18 protein-coding genes are annotated in these 25,320 nt (G+C 54.9%); 13 read left to right on the forward strand and 5 right to left on the reverse strand.

The annotated features are described in order from the left end of the window. Window positions 1-11: 11 nt before the first annotated feature. The 3 genes from Pla52nx_RS13765 to Pla52nx_RS13775 all read left to right on the forward strand — a co-directional run bounded on the left by Pla52nx_RS13765 (window position 12) and on the right by Pla52nx_RS13775 (window position 2,451). Window positions 12-1,028 (forward strand): restriction endonuclease, encoded by a 1,017-nt coding sequence (locus Pla52nx_RS13765; RefSeq protein WP_146521108.1) that lies wholly within the window; start codon window positions 12-14, stop codon window positions 1,026-1,028. Between the two features lie 11 nt (window positions 1,029-1,039). Then, window positions 1,040-1,855 (forward strand): hypothetical protein, encoded by an 816-nt coding sequence (locus tag Pla52nx_RS13770; protein ID WP_146521107.1) that lies wholly within the window; start codon window positions 1,040-1,042, stop codon window positions 1,853-1,855. A gap of 143 nt (window positions 1,856-1,998) precedes the next feature. Further along, window positions 1,999-2,451 carry a hypothetical protein gene (locus Pla52nx_RS13775; RefSeq protein ID WP_197454735.1) on the forward strand — a complete coding sequence of 151 codons (453 nt, stop codon included), beginning with the start codon at window positions 1,999-2,001 and terminating at the stop codon, window positions 2,449-2,451. A gap of 41 nt (window positions 2,452-2,492) precedes the next feature. Here Pla52nx_RS13775 and Pla52nx_RS13780 read toward each other — a convergent pair whose 3' ends face one another. The 3 genes from Pla52nx_RS13780 to tnpA form a co-directional block, all read right to left on the reverse strand. Continuing rightward, window positions 2,493-4,250: an IS66 family transposase gene (locus tag Pla52nx_RS13780; RefSeq protein WP_342190401.1), complete on the reverse strand. Its 1,758-nt coding sequence runs from the start codon at window positions 4,248-4,250 to the stop codon at window positions 2,493-2,495. 145 nt (window positions 4,251-4,395) lie between these two features. Then, window positions 4,396-4,743 carry an IS66 family insertion sequence element accessory protein TnpB gene (gene tnpB, locus Pla52nx_RS13785; RefSeq protein ID WP_146521105.1) on the reverse strand — a complete coding sequence of 116 codons (348 nt, stop codon included), beginning with the start codon at window positions 4,741-4,743 and terminating at the stop codon, window positions 4,396-4,398. Then, window positions 4,740-5,096 (reverse strand): IS66 family insertion sequence element accessory protein TnpA, encoded by a 357-nt coding sequence (gene tnpA / locus Pla52nx_RS13790; protein ID WP_146521104.1) that lies wholly within the window; start codon window positions 5,094-5,096, stop codon window positions 4,740-4,742. The genes tnpB and tnpA overlap by 4 nt, the downstream gene beginning before the upstream one ends. Before the next feature lie 161 nt (window positions 5,097-5,257). On the opposite strand from tnpA, the gene Pla52nx_RS13795 reads away from it, so the two are divergent. From Pla52nx_RS13795 to Pla52nx_RS13805, 3 genes are all read left to right on the forward strand, one after another. Next, window positions 5,258-5,545, forward strand: coding sequence for a hypothetical protein (locus Pla52nx_RS13795; protein ID WP_231742103.1), 288 nt, complete (start codon window positions 5,258-5,260; stop codon window positions 5,543-5,545). 135 nt (window positions 5,546-5,680) lie between these two features. After that, window positions 5,681-5,884 carry a hypothetical protein gene (locus Pla52nx_RS13800; protein ID WP_146521103.1) on the forward strand — a complete coding sequence of 68 codons (204 nt, stop codon included), beginning with the start codon at window positions 5,681-5,683 and terminating at the stop codon, window positions 5,882-5,884. 279 nt (window positions 5,885-6,163) lie between these two features. After that, window positions 6,164-6,883: an LssY C-terminal domain-containing protein gene (locus Pla52nx_RS13805; RefSeq protein WP_146521102.1), complete on the forward strand. Its 720-nt coding sequence runs from the start codon at window positions 6,164-6,166 to the stop codon at window positions 6,881-6,883. 1,118 nt (window positions 6,884-8,001) lie between these two features. Here the strand turns inward: Pla52nx_RS13805 and Pla52nx_RS13810 are convergent. Next, window positions 8,002-9,657 (reverse strand): FecR family protein, encoded by a 1,656-nt coding sequence (locus tag Pla52nx_RS13810; protein WP_146521101.1) that lies wholly within the window; start codon window positions 9,655-9,657, stop codon window positions 8,002-8,004. Continuing rightward, window positions 9,650-10,249 carry an RNA polymerase sigma factor gene (locus tag Pla52nx_RS13815; RefSeq protein ID WP_197454734.1) on the reverse strand — a complete coding sequence of 200 codons (600 nt, stop codon included), beginning with the start codon at window positions 10,247-10,249 and terminating at the stop codon, window positions 9,650-9,652. Before Pla52nx_RS13815 ends, Pla52nx_RS13810 begins: the two co-directional genes overlap by 8 nt. Before the next feature lie 225 nt (window positions 10,250-10,474). On the opposite strand from Pla52nx_RS13815, the gene Pla52nx_RS13820 reads away from it, so the two are divergent. From Pla52nx_RS13820 to Pla52nx_RS13850, 7 genes are all read left to right on the forward strand, one after another. Next, window positions 10,475-11,683: an AAA family ATPase gene (locus Pla52nx_RS13820; protein WP_146521099.1), complete on the forward strand. Its 1,209-nt coding sequence runs from the start codon at window positions 10,475-10,477 to the stop codon at window positions 11,681-11,683. Between the two features lie 3 nt (window positions 11,684-11,686). Continuing rightward, complete coding sequence (locus Pla52nx_RS13825) at window positions 11,687-12,625, forward strand: DUF58 domain-containing protein (protein ID WP_146521098.1); 939 nt, start codon at window positions 11,687-11,689, stop codon at window positions 12,623-12,625. After that, window positions 12,622-15,258, forward strand: a complete 2,637-nt coding sequence (locus tag Pla52nx_RS13830; RefSeq protein ID WP_146521097.1) for a VWA domain-containing protein — start codon at window positions 12,622-12,624, stop codon at window positions 15,256-15,258. The genes Pla52nx_RS13825 and Pla52nx_RS13830 overlap by 4 nt, the downstream gene beginning before the upstream one ends. Continuing rightward, window positions 15,255-17,825 carry a vWA domain-containing protein gene (locus tag Pla52nx_RS13835; protein ID WP_146521096.1) on the forward strand — a complete coding sequence of 857 codons (2,571 nt, stop codon included), beginning with the start codon at window positions 15,255-15,257 and terminating at the stop codon, window positions 17,823-17,825. Before Pla52nx_RS13830 ends, Pla52nx_RS13835 begins: the two co-directional genes overlap by 4 nt. A 152-nt stretch (window positions 17,826-17,977) precedes the next feature. Continuing rightward, window positions 17,978-22,210: a DUF4175 family protein gene (locus Pla52nx_RS13840; protein ID WP_342190402.1), complete on the forward strand. Its 4,233-nt coding sequence runs from the start codon at window positions 17,978-17,980 to the stop codon at window positions 22,208-22,210. Continuing rightward, a complete protein-coding gene (locus Pla52nx_RS13845) occupies window positions 22,210-23,328 on the forward strand; it encodes a prenyltransferase/squalene oxidase repeat-containing protein (protein ID WP_146521095.1) in 1,119 nt (372 codons plus the stop codon). The genes Pla52nx_RS13840 and Pla52nx_RS13845 overlap by 1 nt, the downstream gene beginning before the upstream one ends. 44 nt (window positions 23,329-23,372) lie before the next feature. Next, the gene (locus Pla52nx_RS13850; RefSeq protein WP_146521094.1) at window positions 23,373-24,278 is read left to right on the forward strand and encodes a hypothetical protein; all 906 of its coding nucleotides are present in this window, start codon (window positions 23,373-23,375) and stop codon (window positions 24,276-24,278) included. Window positions 24,279-25,320: the final 1,042 nt, after the last annotated feature.

Genomic DNA, 25,320 nt, shown 5'->3' on the forward strand with positions numbered 1-25,320 from the left:
GAGATTAAGAGATGAACAATAGCTTGATTTGGATGGTGCGTGCGGGACGCGGAGCAGCCTACATCGACGACTTCGTGGAAGGCGACTACGTTGCGATCGGCTGGGACATTCCTGATGACTTTGGGCAGTCGCCCGATAAAGCGGACATTGAAGGCCGGCTGAAGGAAATCTATGCCGGCGAGTCTGATGGCACGGTGGCGATGTGGGCATCTCAAATTGTTCGCTATTTCAATGAGCTGCAAGTGGGTGATCGCGTTGCGACCTACGACCCCAACAACCGCTTGTATTACATCGGCGAGATCCTATCCGAAGTAACAGCCCAAGAACATCACCTGAAATGGAGACGTGATGTCAAGTGGAAGGACCAAGTTTCTCGCGACGCATTGAAATCATCCACTCGGAATTCGCTCGGCGCTATCTCGACACTGTTTGCGATTCGCGATGAAGCGGTATCAGATCTTGACGCCAATAAGGTTCCGTTGGGATCCGATCCTGCCGCAACGGAGGTGACCGAGAAAACGGCGGACGCTCTCAAACCCGAACGGAACTCCAGGGAGCTCTTTGAAGAAGGGGTGACTAAATCCGCTGAGTACATTGAAGATCGCATTTCGGCTCTCAACTGGGAAGAATTGCAGGATTTGGTCGCTGAGATTTTGCGTGCGATGGGTTACCGCACGCGTACGTCTCCACGCGGTGCCGATCGGGGAATTGATATCTTTGCGTCGCCGGACGGGTTGGGTTTGGAAGAGCCGAGGATTTTTGTCGAGGTCAAGCATCGACGGGGAACTCAGATGGGCTCCCAGGACATCCGCTCATTCTTGGGTGGACGTCAGCAAGGCGATCGCTGTTTGTACGTTAGCACTGGCGGATTTACCAAAGACGCGAAGTACGAGGCTGAGCGGTCGACGATTCCAATCACGCTCATTACGCTTCCGCAGTTGCGTGAGTTACTGGTTGAGCATTACGACAAGATGGGGCCGACTGGTACGGCACTGGTCCCGCTAGAAAGAATTTACTGGCCTGCTTGAGAGACAAGTGAATGAAGCTGCAATCGAACATCCCGCTGGCAAATATCTACAAGAGAGAAGAAGAGTTCAGTGCCGACTTGGCGAGTAATCTTTCTGCCTTGAAAGTGGGGGCATTTGAGGATGCCGAGGTGGAAGCTCGTGTTGGAACGCGTCGAGCTGATATTGTGGCAACCGGAGATAGCGGTGCGTTGGTCGTTGAAAACCAATTCGGACGTGCAGATTGGGACCATTGGGGGAGACTTGAAGCGTATGCCCGACTGCGTGAAGCACGAATTGCCGTACTCGTTGCAGAGTCGTTTGAAGAGTTGATGATCGTAACGTGTGATTTGCGAAACGAAGACAGTGAAATTGATTGGTATCTGATCCAGGCAATGGCAAATACCCACCAAGAGTTGTCGTTTCACCACGTCGCGTTTCCTGCAATTGACATTCAGACAGAAAGGGCGGGAAATGAGTTCAGTGAATTCTGGCAACCCATTCGTTCTGCTGGCTTGTTTGCAGGAAAGCCTGTGCCGATTCGCGATGAGGGCTGGATCAACAAGAGCATTCGTGGAATTGACATGAATTTGCGACTGAACAATCGTTCTTGTACTGTCGTTCTCTATATTAAGGGGCCTGACCGCACCGATCGGCAGAGAGCTGTTGCAGCACTTTTTGAATCGTTTCCGATCAATTTTGTGGTCCAAGAATCCTCGAAGTCGATCAGCATGGCGTTCCCGGTGTTGGAAAAAGGAAAGCTAGACCATGATGATTGGCCTGAAATCCGAGAACGGTTGGTTGTGGTCGGTACCGAAGTGTACCGAATCCTTGAACGATCAGGGGTGTAGTGAGTTCCGATTCGACTCTTAACGCGGGATTCGTTTAATCTTTGCCTCTGTCAAAGCACGGCATTTTTTCTACTTAGTCCACTGGAGAAAACAACGTCACCGCTTCATGCCTCGCGGTGCTTCATTCGCGTTCGATTGGTCGGATGGAGAGATTGTTCGGTGCGTTGCGGGAACAGTCGGAGATAGAGTTGATTCGCTTTGAAAACCAGCCATCCAAAGGCGCGGCTGGAGTTCCGGATGCGATCATTCAGAGCAGTTTAAGATTGCTAATCGAAACGAAGACTCAGCGCAACACGGTTCGCGGCGACCAGCTTGTCCGGCATCTAAAGAGGCTGGATCAATCTACTGAATCCAACCTTTTGCTTCTCGTGCTAACGCTTGACGATGTTCGCCCACGGGCATTGGACTCCGTGGAGGACGATCGGGTCGCCTGGGCTTCATTCACAATGCTGGATCAAGCAATCAACGAGCTTCTCGAGGACCCGAAGGAAGTTGTCTCGGAACGTGAAGTGTTTCTTTTGCGTGAGCTGCAGTCCATGCTTGAGGCCGAAGGGCTGACCGCGAGTTTGAATGACACAGTCATCGTTGCTGCGTAAGCGCCCAACGGCACCATGTGCTGTCGGGGCGGGCGGAGGGTTTATTCTGACTCGGATTGGCTGAGGCGCCGATTGAGCCGGGCTCGGTCACGCCGGGCGTTGCGTTGCCGACGCTCTTCGGCGCGGTAGTGACGAACCGATTCTGGGTGTGACTTAGCCCACGCATCTGGACGCAAGCTCGCGTAGTCAGCGCTGCCGGATAACAGCGTATCGAGCACGTCTTTGATGTAGGCATAGACATCCAAGTCATTGCGGATCGCGCTGCTGCACAACGTCATTAAGTCCGCCGTGCGATAACCAGCAGCTACGCTGCCAATGAACAGCCAGTTCTTGCGACCCAGCGCAACCTGTTTCATCAACTGTTCGCACTCGTTGTTGTCGATCGGGATCCGACCATCCCCAAGGTACTTCACTAAGCCATCCCATTGATTTAGCAAGTAGCCCTTCGCTTCGCCGATCTTCTCTTTCGTTGACACCTTCGACATCTCGTTTTCCAAGTAGCTACGAAGCAGCGCCCACACCGGCGCAGCGTGCTCTTGGCGAAACGCAAATCGCGCGTCCCAGTCCATGTGGCGACATTGATCTTCCAAATCGTAAAGCCGATTGAAACACTTCAACAACGCGGTCGCATGCTCACGATGATTACCTAACGCATACTCCGCCTTGCGTCGCGCATGGGCAACGCATGCGGCATGGACAACCAAGCCGTTGGAACGCATGTGAATCCCAGTGTTCGCGCCGTAGCAATCGCCAAGTAACGTGCCTTCGTAATCGCGATCAATCAAGAACACGTCTGGCCCGTCCCGATGTCGACTTACCGTGAAGTCAAACACGTTGATCGGAACACTCACCCCGCGATAGGCCCACATCTTGGCTCGAACACTCTTGGCGTTCTCCTCTTTGGCTTTCGCAATCACCTCCGCAGCCCTGCGGCTCTTGGGGTCGTCTTCGTCAATCTTGGGGATGTCTTTGGGAAGCAGTAACAACACGCCCGTGTCATCACTGCCGATGCAATGATCGGTGCGAACCAAATCGGCCAGATAGGCAGCAAACGGACGAATCAACTTCGCCGCTGCTTCTTGGATGTTCAATAATGAACTGCGAGAAATCGTGATCCCGCAACCAGCAAACAGATCCTCTTGGCGATAAATCGGCAAGTGATAACTGAACTTCGCGGCTATGATTTCTGCGGCGAAGGAGGTGTCGTAGCGATCGCCAGCGATCAACGATTCGGGACGTGGCATCTGCATCACGCCTGCATCAGGTTCACCGCTGCGGACGTACTTGGGATAGATCTTCTGCAAGATGTAAACGATTGGGCGACGATAGTGAGCCGTCTCGACGATGTCTTCGCCGATTCGCGTCAGGCCTTCCTTCTCTTCGTCGGACAAGTCGATCAGGACTTGCTTTCGCTCTAAGCTCTCGGGGAATCGCTCGTTACGTTTCCGCCGGCGTGGCTTGGGTTTTGATTTGCCAGTGTTGTTGTTTTCATCGCATGCTTGCTCGATACCTTCTCGCGCGTCAGCAGCTTGTTCGGGTGTGGCAAACTCAAACTTGAGCTGGTCGACATCGTCGAAGCGTTCGCTTTGGCGACCAAACAGACGGCGGATCAGGGCTTCGAGCTGGTCGCGAGATTTACGAAGTTCATCACTGATCGCTTCGTTCTTTTTGATCAGCTTTTGCTTCTCGTCGCCCAGCTTGGCAACTTCTTCAAGTAACAGCTTGGCGTCACTTGCGAACTTCTCGTTCTGCTCGCGAAGGATGGCGTTTTGTCGCTCAAGTTGCTCGATTCGGTTCATGCAACCGAAGGTAACGATGTGGCGCAAAAGCGCAAGAGCAAACCGGCCAAAGCAACAAAAAAAGAGCAAGTTTTCTTGGCCCCAATCAGACCGTTTGAAAACTTGCTCTTGTGAGTGATGACGTCGGCTTTCGCGTCGGTGCGAATTACGCGGCCTTGAATCGCTTGCGTCGCTTGGCGTTCTCGATGGAGATTCCACCGAGCAACATGGCTAGTTCCGCCGCGTCGATCTGAACGGTCGACTTGCCTTGGTCAGTGATCCGCTCAAACGTTCCTGACTCCAGTCGCTTGTACCACAGTGCCAAGCCGTCGCGATCCCAGTAGAGTGCTTTGAGCTTGTCTTTGCTTCGGTTGATGAACAGGAAGAGGCTGCCGTCGTTGGGTTCCCGTTGCAACGAATCTCGAACGATACCGGCCAGTCCGCAAAAGCTTTTTCGCATATCGGTGGGCTGAGAGAAGAGGAAGATGTCGGTGTTGGTTGGCAAAGCGATCATGACGTGTGCTCCTGCTGGGCAAGCGAGAGCGATCCGCTCATCTGAATTTTCTCGATAACGGCCAGCAGGACATCGATACGCTGTGCTGGGATTTCGATGACGGCACCGACGGCCAATCGAACTCGCAGGGGCACGTCGTCGTCGATTGATTCGCCGGGGAGAACTTCAACAGGCAGGAAAGTCTGCCGCTGTTGGTCGGCCGTTTGCGAGAGTTCTCGCCGCCATTTGTAAAACGATGCGGTCGAGATTTGCTGTGTGTCACAAAACCGAGCAATGCTCAATCCCGAGTGTGACTGGCGAGAGATCAATTCTCGCCAAGCCTGCCGCAGGGCAGGATCCGGTTTTCGCGTCATGGTGGACTCCGTGTAGGCGGGGCAAAACCCGCCAAACTAAACCGGCAGTCAAGATGAAACCTACGTGCGCTTACGTTGCTGCCCGAAATAAGTGGCCAGAGTACGAGAAACTGCACGCATACGTTTGCCAACCCAACCGTTCATTTCAGCTGGTGAGTCGGATGGTTTTTTATTCCAAAGGTGTCATCTATCCGTTGGTCCCGAAGGTCATCGCTTCTTACGACGACGTGGTCATGACAAAAGGCTCTGCTCAAACGCCGTTGGGTGAGTTGGTCAATCGGTTGATTGATGAAGAATACCGACCTGAAGGTGAACGATTGAAGGTCTTGCTACTTTCAGCGTCAGACTCACCCGACACTCTCGTTTTGGATAATCCGATACCGAACGACAAAAGATCGAAAACGGGCAAGCCGACCGCGTTTACGATGGGCCTGGAGATGGCAGTCTAAAATGGAGCCACCGTGGCAGCCGAAAACGGAGCCAGGTGGTTTGATGGGGGGAGTGACTTGGGGGTGCCGGTGCGGTGAGCTATTCCGCCGGGGAAAACAGCTCAACTCGCACCGGAGGATCCAAGGGTGCTCAGCATGGAACAGCATGAACTCATTCGACGAATGGTCTTGGTCGATGGCCTCTCGCAGCGGGACGTCGCCCGCCGACTGGGCCACTCGCGAAACTCAGTCGCCAAGGCACTTCAGTCCGCCGCCCCGGAAGGCTACTCCCGAGATGCGGCTCGCAAACGACCGAAACTCGATCCCTTCGTGCCTCAGGGGCGAGGGGAGCCAGTATGAAATTGAGGGGCGTCACGTTTGTGCCGTTTTTAGTCGGAACGGCCTCTGATTCTGTAAGCCGTTTTGGGGTCAGGGGTTGGGAAAGAGAGGTCTCTTTCACACATCACGATCGGCGTCACGTTCGCGGAGGTCCTTGAATTGAGGTCGCCACAATGCGGCTGCTGCCGAAAATGAATCGATCCCGCTTGATAGATTCGCCAGTCACGCGTAGCTTTCTTGGCTTCGCCGTCTCCGAACCCATTTGTCTAAGATCCCCCGATTGAATGGCTTTATGTTTGTATGAGTCATGCTAAGCAACGTTTTCTGCTGCGTCTTTTTGCAGTGACGCTCCTCTTTTGGGTGGTGATTGCCTATCTGATCCTGCCCTTGGTTTGGGATGTGGCAGAACGTGATTTCGACGTCCTACAAGAAAGCCCTCGAGTCACTCAGACGGAGGACCATCATCCTGGTGATCCCCTGAACGTCGCCATTGAAGGTTCCATGGACCAGCTGAAGGGAATCATGACGGCTGCCGGCTGGAATGTAGCGGTTCCCTTGGGTTTGAAAAGTGATGTCGAGATTGTCGTCGACAGCGTTCTAGATCGTCCTGACGCCGACGCGCCGGTGAGTCGATTGTTTTTATTTGAACGGCAAGAAGACATTGCGTTCGAGCAAACTGTCGCAAACAGTCCGCGACACCGACATCATGTTCGGTTTTGGAAGATGCCTCAAACAAGCGACACGAATCGCGACATTTGGATCGGGTCAGCAGCCTATGACGAACGAGTCGGCTTCAGTCACACGACGGGAGAAATAACTCACGTGACTGCGCCAGCGATTGACGATGAACGTGATTACCTCTTCGACTGCCTTGCAAAAACTGAATTGCTCAACGAGCGAATTGAGATCCCCAATTTTCATACGCAACGATCTGGAAAAAACGGAGGCGGTGATCCTTGGCACACCGACGGGACGCTGTATATCGGAACAATCGATTCTGAGAAAATCGGTGAAAGATAGCGTCGTGCCGAATTCAAACGCAGTCGAACCAGCAAAACGTTGCGCTCGTCATGCCTGTCAGAGAGCGAAATTGTCCCGCAGTGACATTCTCTCTCTCCCTGTTAATGCTCTTTAGAAATTTGAAAAAAACTAGCTTCGGTTAACAGCGAATCGATCAATCGCTTTCGTTTCTGGTTCGTATCAGTCCGCTTTGAACGAGACGAAAATCGCATCAGATCATGATTTCAGATCGTAAAACGGCTGTGAAATCCCGGGACTCTCTCCGAATCCGTTTTGTACGGGGAGGTGGCGTAGATCGCCTATTTACTTCTTGTGAAGTCAGCTTGCTCTGTACGGCATTTGTCCGTACATCAGATCTGTAAGACAATCCGAATTCTGAAGCTGGCGATGGAAACCAAATCCGCCCGCATTGAGACACACCTCTCGGCAGAGCAGGGCCGTTCAGTCCAGCAGTTCAAAGTATCGATCAAGTGAGGACCACAGGAATCCCTTGTCGCTGCAGCGTTTGCCGGATCGACTTGGTGCGGGACCGGTCTCGCCGTCCGCTTCGTCGTTTTCCACATGTGACCGTCTCCGAACAAAAAGCACTTTCTGACGGCGCGAGCGATCACGTGTGCGAAGGCAGCTTCGTTGGATCGAAGACCTCCGTGCGAGCGAGCCGTATCATGGAGTGTGCCCCCAAAGCGATGAGCCCCAGGTGAGACTTTTTTTGTCACTTGAGGTGGCACCGTCAACGCTCTCGGTAGAGTGCTGTGTCTCCACCTGTCCAAGAGTCCCACCACCAATGGAGAGGTCGTGCAGTTTTCAGTTTGTTGCTTGACAGCCACAAACGTCACCGTCCCGACGCAGTTGGGAGGGTTGGAAATCGAGTTTTAGCGAGATTTCCGGGGAGGGCTGTCTGCGCGTATCCAGTCGTACTCGCCCCTTCCCTCACATTGCTTTGCTTGTTCGACCCTTCCCAAAGTTTCTTTGGAGAGGGTGAAGTCTCCGTAAAGGTGTCATTTTTCAACAACTTGAAAAACTGCACGACCTCTGGAGAAATGGGGAGCAAATGGCATTTCATTGTTTCCGCCAAGGACGCAGTGTCACTGAGGCTTGAATTCAACGTCATTGCAAGGTCAACGAATTGCCGGGTCTGCTCCAAGAACGTCTCCGATTCCGAATGTGGCGGCGGGGCCGAACGCGGATTGGCGGGCTGCTTCGTATTCTTCGCGGGTCTTGAAGGTCATTACTTTGCCGTTGATGTTGATCGAACCGCTGAAACTTGACTCGCCCGCGTTGTTGCCGGCCTTCCGCAGGTCCTCAAACATCCTGTTTTGCATTTGCATCACATCCTGCAAGCTGCCGAACTGCATCTCCTGTCCATTCAGCTTCATGGTCCCCTGCATGTTGTGCTGCATGGAATCGACGAAGTCTTTCCATTGCACCAATGCGTTCTCGTGAGACCGGACCAGTTCCACGACGGCGCGGCGTCGAACATTGTCGAAAGCTTCCGGGGAAGTGAATTCGGCTGTCTTTCCGTTGAGGCTAACGAACCCCTGAAACTGACCACCCGGTCCGTGGAGCGACGCCGAGACGGGGACTGGTCCCTGTATTTGCGGAAGCGCAAAAAAGGATGCGCGATTGAAGTTGTCGGGCAATAGTCGCCATTTTTGACCGTTGTTTCCGTTCGTGGCGATCGGTGCAACTTCAACTTCTCCTTTGAGCACCTGGACGTTCGACTCGCCAGCATCATTGACGGCGACTTCGAATTCTGTCCCCAGGTCAACGATTTTTGACGTGGGTGTCGAGACCGTAAAGCCGATCGCCTTTTGCGGGACACTGGCGAGCAGTCGACCTCGTCTGAGTTCGAGTTGGCCTGTTGACAAGGGACGGAATTCAATAGGGCCGTCGACAACGACAACCGCACCTTCGTCAAAAGTCAGCTCAACCGAGCCTGCGAACAATCGAACAATCTCATCTCCAAGTCGATCGCCGACCATGCTTTTGCGTTCCCAGACAGGATCGTCAACCTTGGTCAGTGTCACGAATCGCACCGGGGATATCGCATTGGGACTTTGCGCAATCATCTCGTCCTGTTTCGGTCGGTTCAACCGCGGGATTTCTCCATGCGGTGGTTCATTCGATTGATCGATCGCCTTGTTTTGTGGGTCGGGGGGATTGTCGCCTGATGCGATAGAATGCGAAGTGTCCGTTGGTTTGTTTTCTGGGACGCTCGCCGCTGCGATGTCTGCCCCCTGGACGACTTGATCTTTCGGATCGGTCTGCGCGGTCGGTATCGGCGTATTCAGTTGGTGCCAAGCGACCAGACTGACGCAAGCCAAGATGGCGGCGGCTAACGTGAAAGCGGTCCATGTGGATCGTCGGCGTCGTCTCGAATAAGCCTTCTCGTGTTTTCTATGGCGGTTGGATGCGACGGTGATCTGCGCGCCCATAAAAGGTGCCGGTTCGAGAACGCCATTGAGAGGATCGGACTTGTCCGAAAGGACACCGGGTTGACCCCCGATGGGGCTGACATCGGCGTTAGGCAATGCGTGGGGCGGCATCGTACTGCACCGATCGAGTGCCTGCTGGACGAATTGATCTTCAGTCTGCTGCATGTCGGTCGTGAACCGTAGCAGGGCATTCATGGTCGCGTCTGCATTAATCTCATCGTGCAACGAGGGCTCTTGTTGCAACAGATCGGCCAGTCGTTGCTGCTCAACCACGTCGAGAGATTCACCTGAGATCAGGCGATTCCAAAGAGTGAACGCGGCAGTGCGAGGCTCATTCATGGCTTCCCCCGTTTTCAAGGTTGAGCTTCGCGCGAATGCACTTGCCCAATTGTTTTCTGATCCGCATCAACATCATCCGGATGCCCCCCGCGTTCTTTCCATTCTCTGCAGCAAGGGACTCAGCAGACGTTCCCTGAAAATAGAATGCTTCAACCAAGGCACGCGGCTTGTCGCCCAGGCGGTGCAAACAGTCCTGAAGTGCATTGAGTTCAGAGTCCGCTGTTTCGTGCTCAAACGGATCGGCATCGGTCGTTGTGGCGTCGATTTCAAGTATTTCGGGTGGAATGATCACGCCCGTCAGGCGTCGGCGTCGCGTCTCATTTCGGAAGTACAGCAGGATTTGATTTCGGGCAATCGACATCACCCAGGCACGAAGGCTGCCCTCCTGTCGAAACTTCGCCATGCTCTGATAGACCTGCACAAAGACCTCCTGGGCCACTTCATCTGCCTCGGCGGAATTGCCGAAATACCTTCGCATCAAGACACGAACATCGGATTGGTAAAGGCGCAGTACTGCCTCGAAGGCCTCGCGTGGGTTTTCACGTGCCTTTTCTATGAGTTCTGTTTCAATCGCATTGCTGTCCGCTGTCAATTCCCTGGCATTCCCATTCCTGCTTTTGACGGGGTGGACGTGACAGTGTATCCGTTACTCCGCGACAGAGCGTGTCACTCACTTTCTCGGAGATTTGTAAATCTTTTTCTTTTTGCGAAATGTGCGTGACGTTTCGCGTCGGGAGGAAACAACACACCACGGAAGCAACAGACGCATTCGAAAGATCCAACCCATTACGAGTGATTTCCCGTGAATAGTTCTGTGATGTCTCTTGATACTGGAGTGCAGTGCATCGCCTGTGGGCGTGTCAAACGGGTTAGCCAAGAGCACCTCGGTCGCCGCCTGAAATGCAACTGCGGCAATATCGCTGTTATTGAGCAGCAGGCGTTGATTTCTCTGCCGCCCAAGACATCTCGACCGTCAGTCGCGACGCCGCCACCGCCTCGAGTTGGGGGTGAACACGCTCCGCTTCCGGATGATCAACTGGCCGTCATCGAATCGCTTCGCGATTCCTTTCGCAACATCACGACGCAATTGTCGACGGTCATCGTGGGTCAGCAAGCCGTCATTGAAGAGGTGCTGATTTCGATCTTTTGTCGAGGTCACGTGTTGCTCACAGGAGTTCCCGGCCTAGCAAAGACACTGTTGATTGACAGTATCTCGAAAGTCCTGGATCTTGATTTTCGACGAATTCAATTTACCCCTGACCTCATGCCCGCTGACATCACGGGAACGGAGGTGCTGCAGGAGGATCGAACGACGGGAACGAGGAACTTTCAGTTCGTGGAAGGTCCCGTCTTCAGCAACATGGTTCTGGCCGACGAAATCAACCGGGCACCGCCGAAGACGCAAGCCGCACTACTGGAGGCGATGCAGGAGCGGCATGTCACGATCGCTGGGCAGACGATGAAGTTGCCGTCCCCGTTCTTTGTAATGGCCACGCAAAATCCGATCGAGCAGGAAGGGACGTATCCGCTGCCTGAAGCCCAGCTTGACCGTTTCCTCTTCAATTGTGTCGTCGATTACCCCGAGTCTGCGGACGAATTTCGAATCATCAAACAAGCGACATCCGGTCATCAGCCGACCTTGGACAAGCTCCTCGACGCCGAGCAAATTCAAAAGCTCCAGGAGGCCGTGAGGAACATTCCAGCGGCCGACCATGTCATCGCATACGCCCGGGATCTCGTTCAGGCAACTCGACCTAACGGAGGAGACGCGCCTGGATTCATTAAAGAGATGATCGGTTGGGGAGCCGGTCCTCGCGCAGGAATTGCGTTGATCATCGCCGCCAAGGCACGTGCTGTTCTGCACGGGCGGCTGCATGCGACCACGGGGGATGTTGCCTCCGTGGCCCTGCCTGTGCTGCGACATCGGATCGTGACCACATTCCATGCGGAAGCGGCCGGGGTGCAGCGCGATGACGTGATTCGAAAACTGATCGAAGTGATTCGTCCGAAACCGCCCAAGGCATAACGAATGTCATCCCTGCAAATACCTGCGTACATGAAATTGCTGCCCGCCGATGCACAAGCTCAGCTTGCGCGTTGTACGGTGTCTGCGCGCGGTCGAGTCGCGGGATTCAAGGCAGGGAATCATCGTAGCCCATTTCTCGGATCGTCCACGGAGTTTGCTGAGCATCGCGAGTACAGTCCGGGGGATGATCCGCGCGATCTGGACTGGCGCGTGTTTGCCAAACAGGACCGGTACTGTGTGAAGCAGTACGTGGAAGAGACGAATCTGCGTGCCACCATTCTGCTCGATTCTTCGGCCTCGATGCGATTTCAAGGGAATGCGGCAAGCTCCGTCGACGGGGCCAAGCATTCGAAGTTCGACTACGCAAAGCACATCGCGGCCATGCTGTCGTTCCTTTTCGTTCGGCAGGGTGACGCGGTGGGTTTCATTCAGTTTGATTCCGAAGTTCGGACTCAGTTGCCGGCTCGAGGAAGCAATAGCCATTTCCGAAGAGTGCTGCAGTTGTTGGATGCGGCTACTCCAGAAAACGCGTCGGATGCACCGTCGGCGCTGCATGAAGCTGCCGAGCGAATTCCGCGTCGGGGCATTGTGATTCTGCTCAGCGACCTGCTGTGTGATTCGCAGACGCTGATGCAGGCATTGCATCACCTGCGTTACCGGAAACATGAAGTCATCGTTTTTCAGATTTTGTCAGAAGAGGAACTGACGTTTCCCTACAAAGATGCCGTTCAATTTCGCGATCTGGAAGGGACTGTCGATGACATCGACCTGGACCCGTCGGCGATTCGCGCGGAGTATCTGCGTCAATTCACGGGCTTTCTGAATGACCTGGAACAGAGCTGTCGGGGCATCCCGGTGGATTATGTTCGGCTGAATACCAAGGACTCCTATGTCAGTGCGTTGAGCAACTATCTCGGACAACGCAATGGAGGTCGGAGATGACGCTCTTGAACGGCGTGGCGATGTTCGCTGTTCTGACGGTGATCGTCCCAATCCTGATCCACCTACGGAAGCGGCGCAAGTCGAAAGTCGTCGACTGGCCCGCGATGCATTTCTTGACGCGGACAGTGACCAGCCGACGTCGTGGTGTAACGTTGGAGAATCTGCTGCTGTTGCTGCTACGTTGTTTATTGGTGTTGTTGTTTGTGCTCGCTATGGCGCGACCGGCGATCGAATCGGGTCGAACCTTTTCATGGCTGATTTTCTTTCTACTTGCCGGATGCGGACTGCTGTTGTTGACGATGGCAATTGTCAGTGGATGGCAACTCCGCAATCGGATCATCGGAGTGATAGCGGCTGCTCTTCTGTTTGCAGTTGCAACGGCGACGCTTTCGGTCGGCCCCGCGTCACTTGTTGATTCCGAGATGGATCGCGACATCGCCCTCGTGATCGACAGTTCAATGACGATGACGGTAGGCGATGGTGAAGCGTCTCATTTTGAGAAAGCGATTGCGCAGACGCGATCCCTTGTCGAAACGCTCACGGGGAATTCGACGGTCTCGATCGTGTTGGCTGGCCCAATCACTGAAACGGTCGAGGGTTCGCCCTTCCGAAATCTTCGCAGGGCCGACGAGGTACTCGGCACGCTTGCGCCAGTCGCTGGTGATTCAGATTTGGGGTCCGCTATCCAACAGGCAACGTCCCTGCTCAAGAGGACTCCCAATACCCGTAAGCAAGTCTTGCTGTTGACCGACGATCAACTCTGTGCGTGGGAGTCTCTTGAAAACACCCTCCCGCTTGCTGGAGGGTCGAACGCGGTAGCGGCCGGGGAGCGAAGATCGCTCCCGAAAAGTTTGTCAAACGGCAACGCCTCTCTCCCCGCTCCTTCCTCGCGACCCTCCCAGAGGGAGGATGAAGTGGGTTTTGAAACAGTCTCTAGCGCTGAGATTGCCTGCGCCGCGATTGTGGCGCACATGCCGAAGAAGACAACGAATGTTTCCGTCGATCGTCTGGAAATCAAATCGTCGCTCGTGACTGCTGGCCGACCGGTCTCGATCGAGGTTGAAGTTCGAAATGGTGGATCAACGACGGTTCAAAACGTTGCAGTGAAGCTGCTGGTTGATGGCAGGGAAGCAGCAGCCGACTCGCTGATCCAAGTCGAGCCCGGAGTGAGTTCGACTGTTCGATTCCTGCAAGCGTTTCCCAAGTCGGGACAACATGTTGTTTCCGGCTCCATCGAGATCGCTGATCAATTGTCGGAGGATAACCGGATCGATTCAGTGATTGACGTGATCCCGCACTTGTCGATTCTGGTCGTCAATGGAAGCACTGATCCCGATCCCGCGCAGCAGTCCGCGACATTTGTCCAACTCGCACTTGATCCGACGAGTCTTCGTGAGCCACCAAACGGTGACGATATCGGCAACGCCAACCGCGCTATCATCGCGACGAGCATCGAAGCCAGCCGCTTGGAAGAGATCGACTCGCTGGAGAGCTTTCAGTTGGTCATGTTGTGCGACGTTCCGCGTCTGCCCATCGATGCGGCAGAACGGCTTGCCCGCTTTGTGCAAGAAGGCGGTGGACTGTGGGTTATCCCCGGCGAGCAGGCTGACACTTCGTTCTACAACCATTGGCGAGTTCCACAGTCTGACGAATCGATCATGCCGGCTCAGTTGGGTCAGCGAACCCAATGGATTGGCGAACCCACGCCGGATGGTCGCATACCAAGGCTGGGCGTGGCTCTTGACGTTGCGGGCAGGCCATTTATCAGTGACTTGTTCGAGCGAGGTGGCCACGATCTTGCGGACATCTCCCTGTTTCAGTTCTGGAGCATGACTCCCTCCGAACAGGCAATCGTCGGCATGCGACTGACCAACGGCGAATCGCTCTTTGCAGAACAGTCTCTTGGGCGAGGACGCGTGTTGGTACAGAGTGTTTCACTTGCGCGGCGAGACAGCACGTTTCCGGCAACCCTCGGTTTTCCGGTGTTGATGCATCTTTGGACTCATCATCTTGCCGCATCGCACACGGTGACATCCAACATCGAGCCGACCTCCGATTTCTTGACCGACATGTCTGAGAGAATGGATCCCACGCAGAGAATCGGAACGCTACAGTTAAGCGAGCCGAGCGGCTCAAAGCGAGAGATTACCGTTTCATGGGAGCAGGACTCTCCGGTCGCTCAAGTCGGCCGTGTGGCTGTTCCTGGTATCTACGAGCTGAAACACGCAAAGACGGGGGCACCCGTCACCAGCTTCGCCGTTCACCGCAACAAGGACGAGTCCGATCTTTCTGCTGTCTCGGAAGACCGGCTGAGCGAGGTCAGTCGTGAACTTGGCATTGAGTTCATTGACGATGTATGTCAACTGGCTGCGCCGGTTGTCTCGGAGACTGTTGGAGCAGAGATCTGGGACACTTTGCTGTTCACCGTGCTGTGGCTGCTGGCCGGAGAGAGCCTGGTGACGAAGTGGATACGAAGTCGTCGGAAAGTCGCTCCAACTAAGGCTTCCGAGTCCAACGGTTTGCAAGTCAATCCGTTTCCCGTTGCTCCATTTGCGACCGCGATGAAAAGTTCAGGCCTTTGGGAGGATGTCTCCAAAGGCGAATCCGTGGGCGCATCAGTGGGGGCACCATGACAGACAAGCCGGAAGTATTTGACATCACGCCACTGCTGTGGTGCACTCTCGCAGTCATCGGCTGGGTTGGTATGGCCTGTTGCCAACGATTCGTTCTGCCCTATTCGATTCGTCGACTCGCGTATGGACCGCGGCTCTGTATCGCGTTTGCGTTTTGGTTCTTCGCGCTGGAAGCATTCAGTCAATGGACTGAGACGGCCAGCCATTGGCCCCACTGGCTGATTGCACTGTCGGCCGCGATTGCCTCGGAGGCCGTATTGTTCTGCTATCAGTCGGAAGTGCCCGGCGGAACGTCATCGCGGAGAGTGAGTCCTATTCCGACACTACTTCCACTGCTGCGGGTGGCCATGATCGGGTTGTTGGCCGGTCTGTTGTTGGAGCCTGTCCTGACTCACGAAGAAGAACACGAGGAAGAACACTCCGTGGCCATCATGGTCGATGTGTCCGACTCGATGAACCTTTCCTCAAAGTCAAAGGCTGAACCGGGGGATTCACGCAGTCAGGCAGCCCATCGGTTACTCGTCGGGGATTCAACGAAAGCCAACGGACTGCTTGAACGCCTCGCACGCGATTACGACGTCAGGCTGTACGAGATGGGGGCTTCTGCCAGGGAAGTCGATAGAGCTCAGTTTCTTACTAAAACAAGCGCTGAGCTGCTCCACCAATCCGGCGATTCACGCTGGACGGAAACGACCGACTTCGCGGACGCGTTGCGACAGGTACGCGGCGACATTCCGGCGGCGAAGCTTTCCGGGGTCCTGATGATCAGTGACGGTAGGGACCACTCAAGCACGGACCTGCAGCGCCAGTGTCGGCCGCTGGGTGGCCGTGGGATTCCAGTGAACTCGATTGTGATTGGAAGCCAAGAGCCCCCGCGAGACGCCCAGATTACAAGCGTTCAAGCGCCATCGCAGATTTATCACGGCGACAGTGTTTCGCTGACTGCGTCGCTGAAGGCAGACCGATTCCAGGGGGAAACTGCAACCGTTCGATTGTTCGATGGCGACGCAATGATTGAGGAAAAGTTGATTCCAATCTCGAGCGAGCATCATCGTGATTCGGTGACGTTTCAACATCAGCCGAAGGAGCCAGGAATTCACGAGTACCGTGTCGAACTCGCTGAGCTTCCCAATGAAGAATCCGCTGCGAACAACCAATTCCTGAAGCCGGTCTGGGTATCGCAGGATCGAATCCGTGTGTTGTTGATTGATGAACGTCCGCGTTGGGAGTTCCGATACCTGCGGAATCTCTTCGCCGGGCGCGATCAGACCGTCTTTCTGCAGGCCGTGTTGTTGCAGGCAGATCGTCTTGCCGGAGTGCCTGCTCCGCCCACCATGCGGGCGTCGGCCCAACGAGCATTCGACGATTGCGAAGCCAATGCACTTCCGATCGATGAATCAGAATGGTTCAAGTTTGACGTCATCATTCTGGGCGATGTTTCTCCGCGGGGACTTGGCGACAAGGGCATCCAAGCGTTGGAACGTTTCGTAAAAGATCGCGGCGGGGCGTTGGTCGTCGTCGCCGGGCCCAATCAAATGCCTCACGCCTATCGAAACACACCATTGGCAGACGTACTGCCTGTGTTGATGAATCGTCCCGCCGTCGCAACCGCTCGCAGCCCCGACCCGAGTTTTCATTTTTCGCCGACTCAGGAAGGAGTCGCCCACGCGGCGCTGCAGCGATGGGCGACAGCGGCCGAGCCATCGTTTCCGGAATTGACCTGGAGACATCCGGACTGTGAAGCGAAAGCAGGAGCCCGAGTCTTGGCCTATGCGTCACGTAATCGTGAAACCCCAAATGACGCCCAATTGGATGTGAATGAGCAACGGCGGCGGGCGCTGATGTTATGGCATCGGTTTGGAACAGGCAAAGTCATGCAACTGAATTTCGACGAGACCTGGCGGTTGCGTTATGGCATTGGTGATCGACTTCACCATGAATTCTGGGGGCAAATCATTCGCTGGTCCGTTACGGATCGGCTGTCTGCAGGGACCGATCTGGTGCGGCTGGGGACCGATCGAACGCTGTACAAGAGCGGCGAAGTGATTTCGGTCCAAGCCCGACTTCTCAACGCAGATCGCAGCCCGGTGCTAGATGCACCTGTGCAGACAAAGATTGTTTTTGAAAACGAAGTCACTCGGACCATTGATCTGATTCCCGATCCGAAAAACCTAGGGATGTTGCACGGTGAAATTCGCGATCTTACGGAGCCAGGGAAGTACAAAATCGAATTGTCCGGAGATGTCGTCGACAAGCTGTTGGCGCTTGAAGCGACGGGAACGCAAACGGTGGGGTTGGCGATTGGAGTCGAAGCCACGGCTGAAAATCTTGAGCGACTTGACGTCGTGGCCGATGACACCGTCCCGAAGCAAATCGCGGATTGGACAGGGGGGACGGTGGCCGACTTGGCCAACGTCGACACCGTGCTCTCAAATTTGGGACCGAAGTCGACATTCGCACGAGAACGCTGGACGGTGACACTCTGGAATCGGTGGCCGGTCATCGGTTTGTTTCTTGGCGGACTTAGTTTGGAGTGGATACTCCGCAAACGGACGGGGCGAATCTGATGGTTGTTTTAGCGTAGTGGACGAGGTCACGAGTCCTGATGCGAGGGCGAAAAAGGGACTCGTGACCTCGTCCACTACAACTGCAGTTTAGAGATAGTTCAAAACCGCTAGATGCCTCACGATCGATAATCATCCAAAATCAGGTAACTCACATGTCCACGACGATTAACCCAACAGAGAACGCGAAAGCTTCCTCGCCTCCCAGAGCGACTGCAATCGATCGGATTCGCGTCGAACTCGACGAGATGCTCGCGCGGCTGCGGCGCGAAATCTGGCTCGGAGGGATCCTCGCGATCGGGACGGCAACGATTGCGTCATTCCTTGTTCTGCTGGTGATTGATGCCGTCTTTCAGCCCGAGTCGGCATGGATGAGAGTCGCCTTGTGGATTCCGGTGATTGCAGTCGTTTGGATGATCACTCGATACTTTCTGATGATGCCACTTCAGAAAAAATGTGACCGCCTTGCGGTGGCTTGGACTCTGGAGCAAAAGCAGCCGGCGATCGAGGAACGACTGACAACTTCGCTGCAGTTGTCCGAGAATCCAACTGATAGACGAAGCTCGATCATTGAGGCTGTCGCTCAGCAGGCTCACGGCAGTCTTGCCGGATGCCAGGAAGAAGACCTTCGAGGACAAGCGGTTTTCGTTAGAACCATCGTCGCTGGAGCCTGCCTTGCCATCTTCGTTTTGTCAATGTGGACTTGGGCTCCCTATCTGATTCCTTCCCTCCAGAACGTGCTGAATCCATTTAGTTCGCGAGTGCTTCCGCACTTAAATGCGACGATCGTTCCTGGCAACACGCACGTGGCAGAAGGTGGCGATTTAGAAGTGACTGCGACGGCAAGTCGTCTCACCGATGCTGTGCTGGAAATCATCGAGAACGATGCTGTGATAGCCTCACATCAGATGGCCACGCAGGAGAATGGTGGGAACGCTGAATTCACTTTGACGGGATTGAAAAGCGATCGTCAGTATCGAATTCGTGCCGGCAGTCTCTACTCCGATCGTTACCAAATCTACGTTGATCCCAAGCCGGTCATTAAAAGCAGTCAAGCCAAGCTGACGTTTCCCGAATACACGCAACTGCCTCCGCAAGTTACGAATGACCTTGCTGAACCGATCGAAGTACTTCAAGGCACGCGAATCCAGATCGATATTGATTCTACTTTGCCTGCCAACGAATCGGCCCTGAGCCTCAACGGAACATCGACTCCTTGCGGGGAAGTGGTTTTGATCGAGGAGTCCGGGCTGTGGCGGCATACCTGGGATTTTACGGCAAAGACAGGCGGATCGCAGCGTGGGACGATCACACTGGTCAGTGAAGCTGGAGTCCTTAGTGAGCCGTTGCATTTTGATGTACGTACATTGCCCGATGTGCCCCCGTCGATCGTGATTGATCAGCCCGCTTTGTCCGAAGTGATCGCCAAGCCAGATCAAATCATTCACGTTAGTTACCATGCCGTTGACGACTTTGGCTGTGGTGCTTTGCGACTGTCGTCACAGAAGAATAGCGAGCCGCCTTCGGCCAAAGAGCTTCCGCACGATTTGCAAACAGACTTTGGCGGTGAACTGACCATCGACCTGGACGAGATGGAACTCGTTGTTGGAGACCAACTGACTTTCTGGCTGTCGATCTCCGACAATCGCCCCGGTGAGTATGGTGGACTGCAATCTGCTGAATCTCGAAAGATTCATGTACAGGTCGCAGACGAATCGATCCCTGTCGGCCAGCAAGTTGTGCGAAACGAAGAACAGGCCGTGATGGACGCTCTGACGGAAGCTTTGGATCAGCTTCAGGCAGCCGCAAAGATCACCGACGAACTTGAGGCACATCTGAGCGAGGCGGACGAAACGGCGCCGCAACAGAATGATGCCGTGGAGAAATCAAAACAACTGCAGGATCGGATCAAGGACGCAGAGCAAGTGCTGCGTCGGATCTCGGATCGGGACGAACTTGCCCCGCAACGCCTCTTTCAAGAAGAGGTGGAGCGAATGAAGGATGTCGCTGAAAACGAGGTCGCCGAAGCGAGGAAACAGGCTGGGCTCGTACCGCTCTCCGATGAACTTCCTCAACAACAGGAAGCGATCGCAGCGACAAAAGAGTCGCTCAGCGATGCCATCGACAAGCTCGAACAGGTACGTGCCGACGTTGAAGATCGTGGCAAGCAACTGGAACTGGCTGCTCGGTTGGACGAGCTTGCCAGGCAACAGGAACGGCTTGTAGAAGATCAGCAAGAGGGCCGAGGTGACGCCCCCGAAGTCCAAGAGCGACAGCAGCAGGTGGCCGATGAGATGCAGAAGGTCGTTGAGCAGGACCTGGACGCCAAGAGCGAACAGTTTGCGCAACGAGCAGAAGAGGCAGCCAAGCTGACTGAGGAAGCGGCGGAGCTAAAACAGCAGCAGGAGACATTGGCGAAGCTCGATCAGGTTCGCAGCAAGAAGGAGCTAGACGACAAGTTGCTGGAAATGATTGCCCGAGAACAGGAATCGATCGCGGGCGAAGCCAGAATGCTGGATGAGCAGCAGCGGGAGCTTCAACGGCCAGCGGCTGATCCACAGAAACAGGCCGTAGGGGAAGCAAACGAAGCAGTCAAGGCGGAACGCAAGGAGAAACCAACTGCACTCGATGAGGCTCGAAAGCAGATGGAAGCCGTTCCTGAAAATCTCAGACAGAAAGATTTGGAGCAGGCCGAAGACGAAGCTCGGAAGGCTGGCGAACGTCTGCAGGAAGCAGCCAAGTCCGTGCCAGCGAATGCTGCGGAGAAGCCCAACGCAAATGTGGCGGATAATGCTCAGCAGAAGAAAGATGATCTGGAACGGCTTGGAAAGCAGCAGGAGCGAGTCGGCGACGCCATAAGAGCTGTTCGCGAAAACCGCCCTGAAGAAGCGGTTGCGAAGTTGCAGGAACAGATTGCAAACCGAACTGATCGGCTTCGAGAAAAGGCGGACGAATTGCTGCAACTGCCGACGGAGGATCCCGAGAATCAACAGGCAGTTCGCGAAGCCCGCGAGAAACTTGAGCAGGCCAAACGTGAAACCAAGGCGGCCGAGGAACTGGCAAAGCAACAACGGAAACAGGCCGCCGATCCTAAGCAGGCTGCTGATCCTAAACAGGCTGCTGATCCCAAGCAGGCAGCTGATCCCAAGCAGGCAACTGATCCTAAGCAGAATGCTGATCCTAAGCAGAATGCTGATCCTAAGCAGAATGCTGATCCTAAGCAGAATGCTGATCCTAAGCAGAATGCTGATCCTAAGCAGAATGCTGATCCTAAGCAGAATGCTGATCCTAAGCAGAATGCTGATCCTAAGCAGGCTGCTGATCCCAAACAGGCTGCCGATCCCAAGCAGGCTGCTGATCCTAAACAGGCTGCTGATCCTAAGCAGGCTGCTGATCCCAAACAGGCTGCTGAGCAGCAAAAGCAAGCTGCGAAGTCCTTGGAAGAGGCAACGCAGTCACTGGACAAAGTCTGCAAGTCCTGCAAGAAATGTTCGAATTGCAATAAGCCGGGAGGATCAAGTGGCTCTAGCGGCAGTTCACCCAAGAGCGGAGGCGCTTCATCCAAACCGGGTGACTCCAAACAGCGAGATTCCAAACAGGGAGATACCAAGCAGGGAGATTCCAAACCGGGAGACTCCAAACCGGGAGATTCCAAACAGGGAGATTCCAAACAGGGAGACTCCAAGCAGGGAGACTCCAAGCAGGGAGACTCCAAGCAGGGAGATTCCAAGCAGGGAGATTCCAAGCAGGGAGATTCCAAGCAGGGAGATTCCAAGCAGGGAGATTCCAAGCAGGGAGATTCCAAGCAGGGAGATTCCAAGCAGGGAGATTCCAAGCAGGGAGATTCCAAGCAGGGAGATTCCAAAGCGGGCGGAGACTCCGGTGGGGCTGGTAGTCCGTCGTCGATACAACAGCAGGCGGATTCTCAAAAACTTGCCGCGACTGCGGACAAGGCCCATCAAGCAGCCCAAAACCCGTCACCCGATCGAACAAAGGAGCTCGCTCAAGAACTCAATCAACTTGCCGATGAGGCGGCCGAGCGGGCAGGGCATCCCAATCGGAGGAATTCGAAGCAGCAAGGTGGGCAGTCGAAGTCAACCAACTCATCGGACTCAACGCAACAGGCTGGATCCCCACAACCGGGCAGCCCAGCAAAGCCCCAAGGGGTCCAGGGAAACTCGGGAGCAGGTGCAAGCGAGGTTGTTCCGACTCAACTGCGTGGTCGGTCGACCTCGAACTGGACGCAGTCCCGACGCAAGCTAAAAAACAATGTGCTCGATGATCAGGACAGCAAGATTCCAGAAGAGTTCCGAAGTGTTGTGAAAGACTACTTCGAGGAACTGTCTCGCTTGGAATCACGCCAGGACCCTACGGAGAAAAATGAATGATGTCACATCCATCCTCTTGGTTATCTGCCATTGCATTGTCGCTCGTGTGTCACATCGTCAGTGCGCAAGACGCCGATGCGCTTCGCATTCGTTACCAGCCTCGTTTGGATGCGGCCGTTGATCGCGGACTGGAGTACCTTGCGGGCAAACAGATCAGCCGCGATGCCGCCGCAGCGATGGGACGCCCGGAACTGGCCGGATCGTTCGAGGAACCCGCCACTGTGGGAAACACCGGAATCACATCTCTGGCGGTGATGGCATTTCTTGCCCGGGGGCATCTTCCTGGCCGTGGGCGATATGGAGAGGTGATCAACCGAGGAGTCGACTACATTCTCACTCAACAGCTTGAAAACGGATTGCTTATCAGCCGCAACGTCCAAGGTCGGACGACCGGATTGATGTACGAACACAGCATTTCCACGCTGCTGCTTGGCGAAGTCTCGGGAATGGTTGATCCAGTCCGTCAGCAGAAAGTTGACGACGTGTTGTCACGAGCTTTGTTGGTCCTGTTGCAGGCACAGAAAGTTCCCAAGTCGGAAGCCAACACAGGGGGCTGGCGTTACACGCCTGGCACCACGGACAGCGATCTCTCCCTGACGGGCTGGTCGATCATGGCGCTCCGCGCCGCAAAACTAAACGGCGCAGCGATTCCTGATGAACATGTTGAGATGGCGGTTTCGTACATTCTCAATTGCCAAACACGCAAAGGAGGCTTCTCCTACATGCCTGGTGGAGGCACGGGGACCACATCGATGACGGGAGTTGCCGTGTTATGCTTGGAACTGTGTGGCGAACATGGCAATGAAGACCTACTGGCCGCGGGCGACTTCATCTTAAGTCGGCCTCCCCAAATGACCGACCCGAATGGAAACCCCGTGCGATTCCGCTACTACGCCTGGTACTACTGCGGACAAGCCATGTTTCAATTAGGGGGCAAATACTGGAGTGAGTTTGCCCCGATCATGTACGACAGTCTGCTGGCGGACCAGAATCCCGACGGCAGTTGGCAATACCCCAATCAGACGCTCGTTTACAATACAACCTATCCAACATCGCTGGCGATTCTCACGTTGACCGTCTCGGCGCGTCAACTGCCGATTTATCAGCGTGAAGAGTAGACCACAAATCCTACACCAACTCGAAATTCATAACGGGAATCATCATGAAACTTGCACAACTCTCACTCATCTTCGCAACAGTATTCACGTTTTGTCTTGGCAGCATGGTTCACGCCGAAGACAAGCGGGCAGAAGCAAAGCAGTCACAACAAATTGACAAGTGGGTTGAACAACTCGGTCACGAGCGTCTCACCGAACGAATCAAGGCTGAGAAACAGCTCATCGCTGCGGGCAAAGAAGCCATCCCTGCACTGGCCAAGGCGGCCTTGGCGGGGAATCGCGCGACGATCGAGAAGTCCATCGATGTGCTCGGCAAGTTGGCGCAATCCAAAGACGACAAGACCCGGGAGGCTGCAAGGATTACCCTGCAGATGCTCAGCGAGAGTGATCAACCTTCGACCGCTGACAGGGCAAAGCTCGCACTCAACACGAAGGAAGCTGATGGGATCAAGCCATTCGAGGGTTGGGATAAACCAGGCAACCAGTTCGCTGGCGGCGGCAATATGAATCGAAGTGTGTCGATGTCCAATATCAACGGCATGCGAACGATCAGCGTAAAGGAAGGGCCACTCGAGACAACCATCCAAGAACTGCGGGGAGGCAAAATTCTGGCTCAGGTCACGGGTGGCGAGAAGCCTGTTGAGCTGATTGCAAATAACGCCGAAGACCTCAAGAAACAACTGCCTGAGGCGGCTGCTCTTTACGAACAGTACGCGAGCGGCAATCAGGGACTAGGCACGCAGTTTCCGGGGTTTGGATTTGGCAATATCGCGGGAGGTCAGCAGGCAGCGCAAACGAACATTAACATGCAGGGAGGAGGGATCAATGGGAACGGAGCCAGCACAGAAATACTGAAACAGCAGCTTACTGAACTGAAACAACGGATGGGCGGGAACCCGCTGATGCAGCAAATGTTGGATCAACAGATCCGGGCTCTCAATGCAAACTAATGTTGTTTCTTTTTGGGGTTTGCGCAAGTTTATGTCCCTACTGCCGGCGCAGCTGGTGGCCCCCAGTCAGCCTCAGACGCTAGCCGTGGGCCCGAGGCGGATTGTGGTGCCGGCCCACGGCTAGGCGCGGATGATTCATCAGCCGGCACGCGATAGCGTCTGTTTCCCGATTAAAGGCGTGAGAACCGGACGCTATCGCGTAGCGGGTGATATGCGCAGACTGTTTTCGTGCCAATCCGCGTTAACCGTTTGGTGCAAACGCATTGCTGTCGGCGCAGCTGGTGGCCCCCAGTGAGCCTCAGGCGCTAGCCGTGGGCCCGAGGCGGATTGTGGTGCCGGCCCACGTCTAGGCGCGGATGATTCATCAGCCGGCACGCGATAGCGTCCGGTTCCCGATTGCAGGCGTGAGAACCGGACGCTATCGCGTGGCGGCTGATATGCGCAGACTGTTTTCGTGCCAATCCGCGTTAACCGTTTGGTGCAAACGCATTGCGAAGACTGTAGTCAGTCGCGTGAATAATCCGGCCTAGGGATTATGGGGATTATGGGGACAGGGGGATTATGGGGACAGAGCACTATGCTGGGGCGGTTGGGTTAGTCCCATTTGGTGATTTGAGATAGCGAGCGGTAGCGGCTGGAGCTTCGCTGGCCTTGATCGGCGTGATGGGACGCTTTCGCTAGAGGTTTTGGGCGAATGGGGCAACTGATGTCCAGAACGCTAGCGGCGTCGCTGTAGAGAGCGACTTAGAAAAGGGGCTGATCGCGGGAAGGTTCTTGGCCCGTCGGGATCAGATCGCGGATGCGGTGGGGCAGGCGGAAGCGATGTTGGGTTTTACAACTGCGATACTCGTCCACCGCACAAGGGTTGCTTGTGACCGTTTTGAAGAGTTTGCCAAAGTCCGCTACCAACTCGCACCAGACAGTCCGCTTCGTCGATCTCCACAGGTGAGAGAAACGAATCGTCATGCCGCAGTCCGTCGCTGAGGTCTGCTGGGGAAAGAACGCCTTGCTGGGGAGGTCTGCGTCAGCTCTATCAGCCTTC

The sequence above is a fragment of the Stieleria varia genome (genome assembly GCF_038443385.1).
GTDB classification, from domain to species: Bacteria; Planctomycetota; Planctomycetia; order Pirellulales; family Pirellulaceae; genus Stieleria; species Stieleria varia.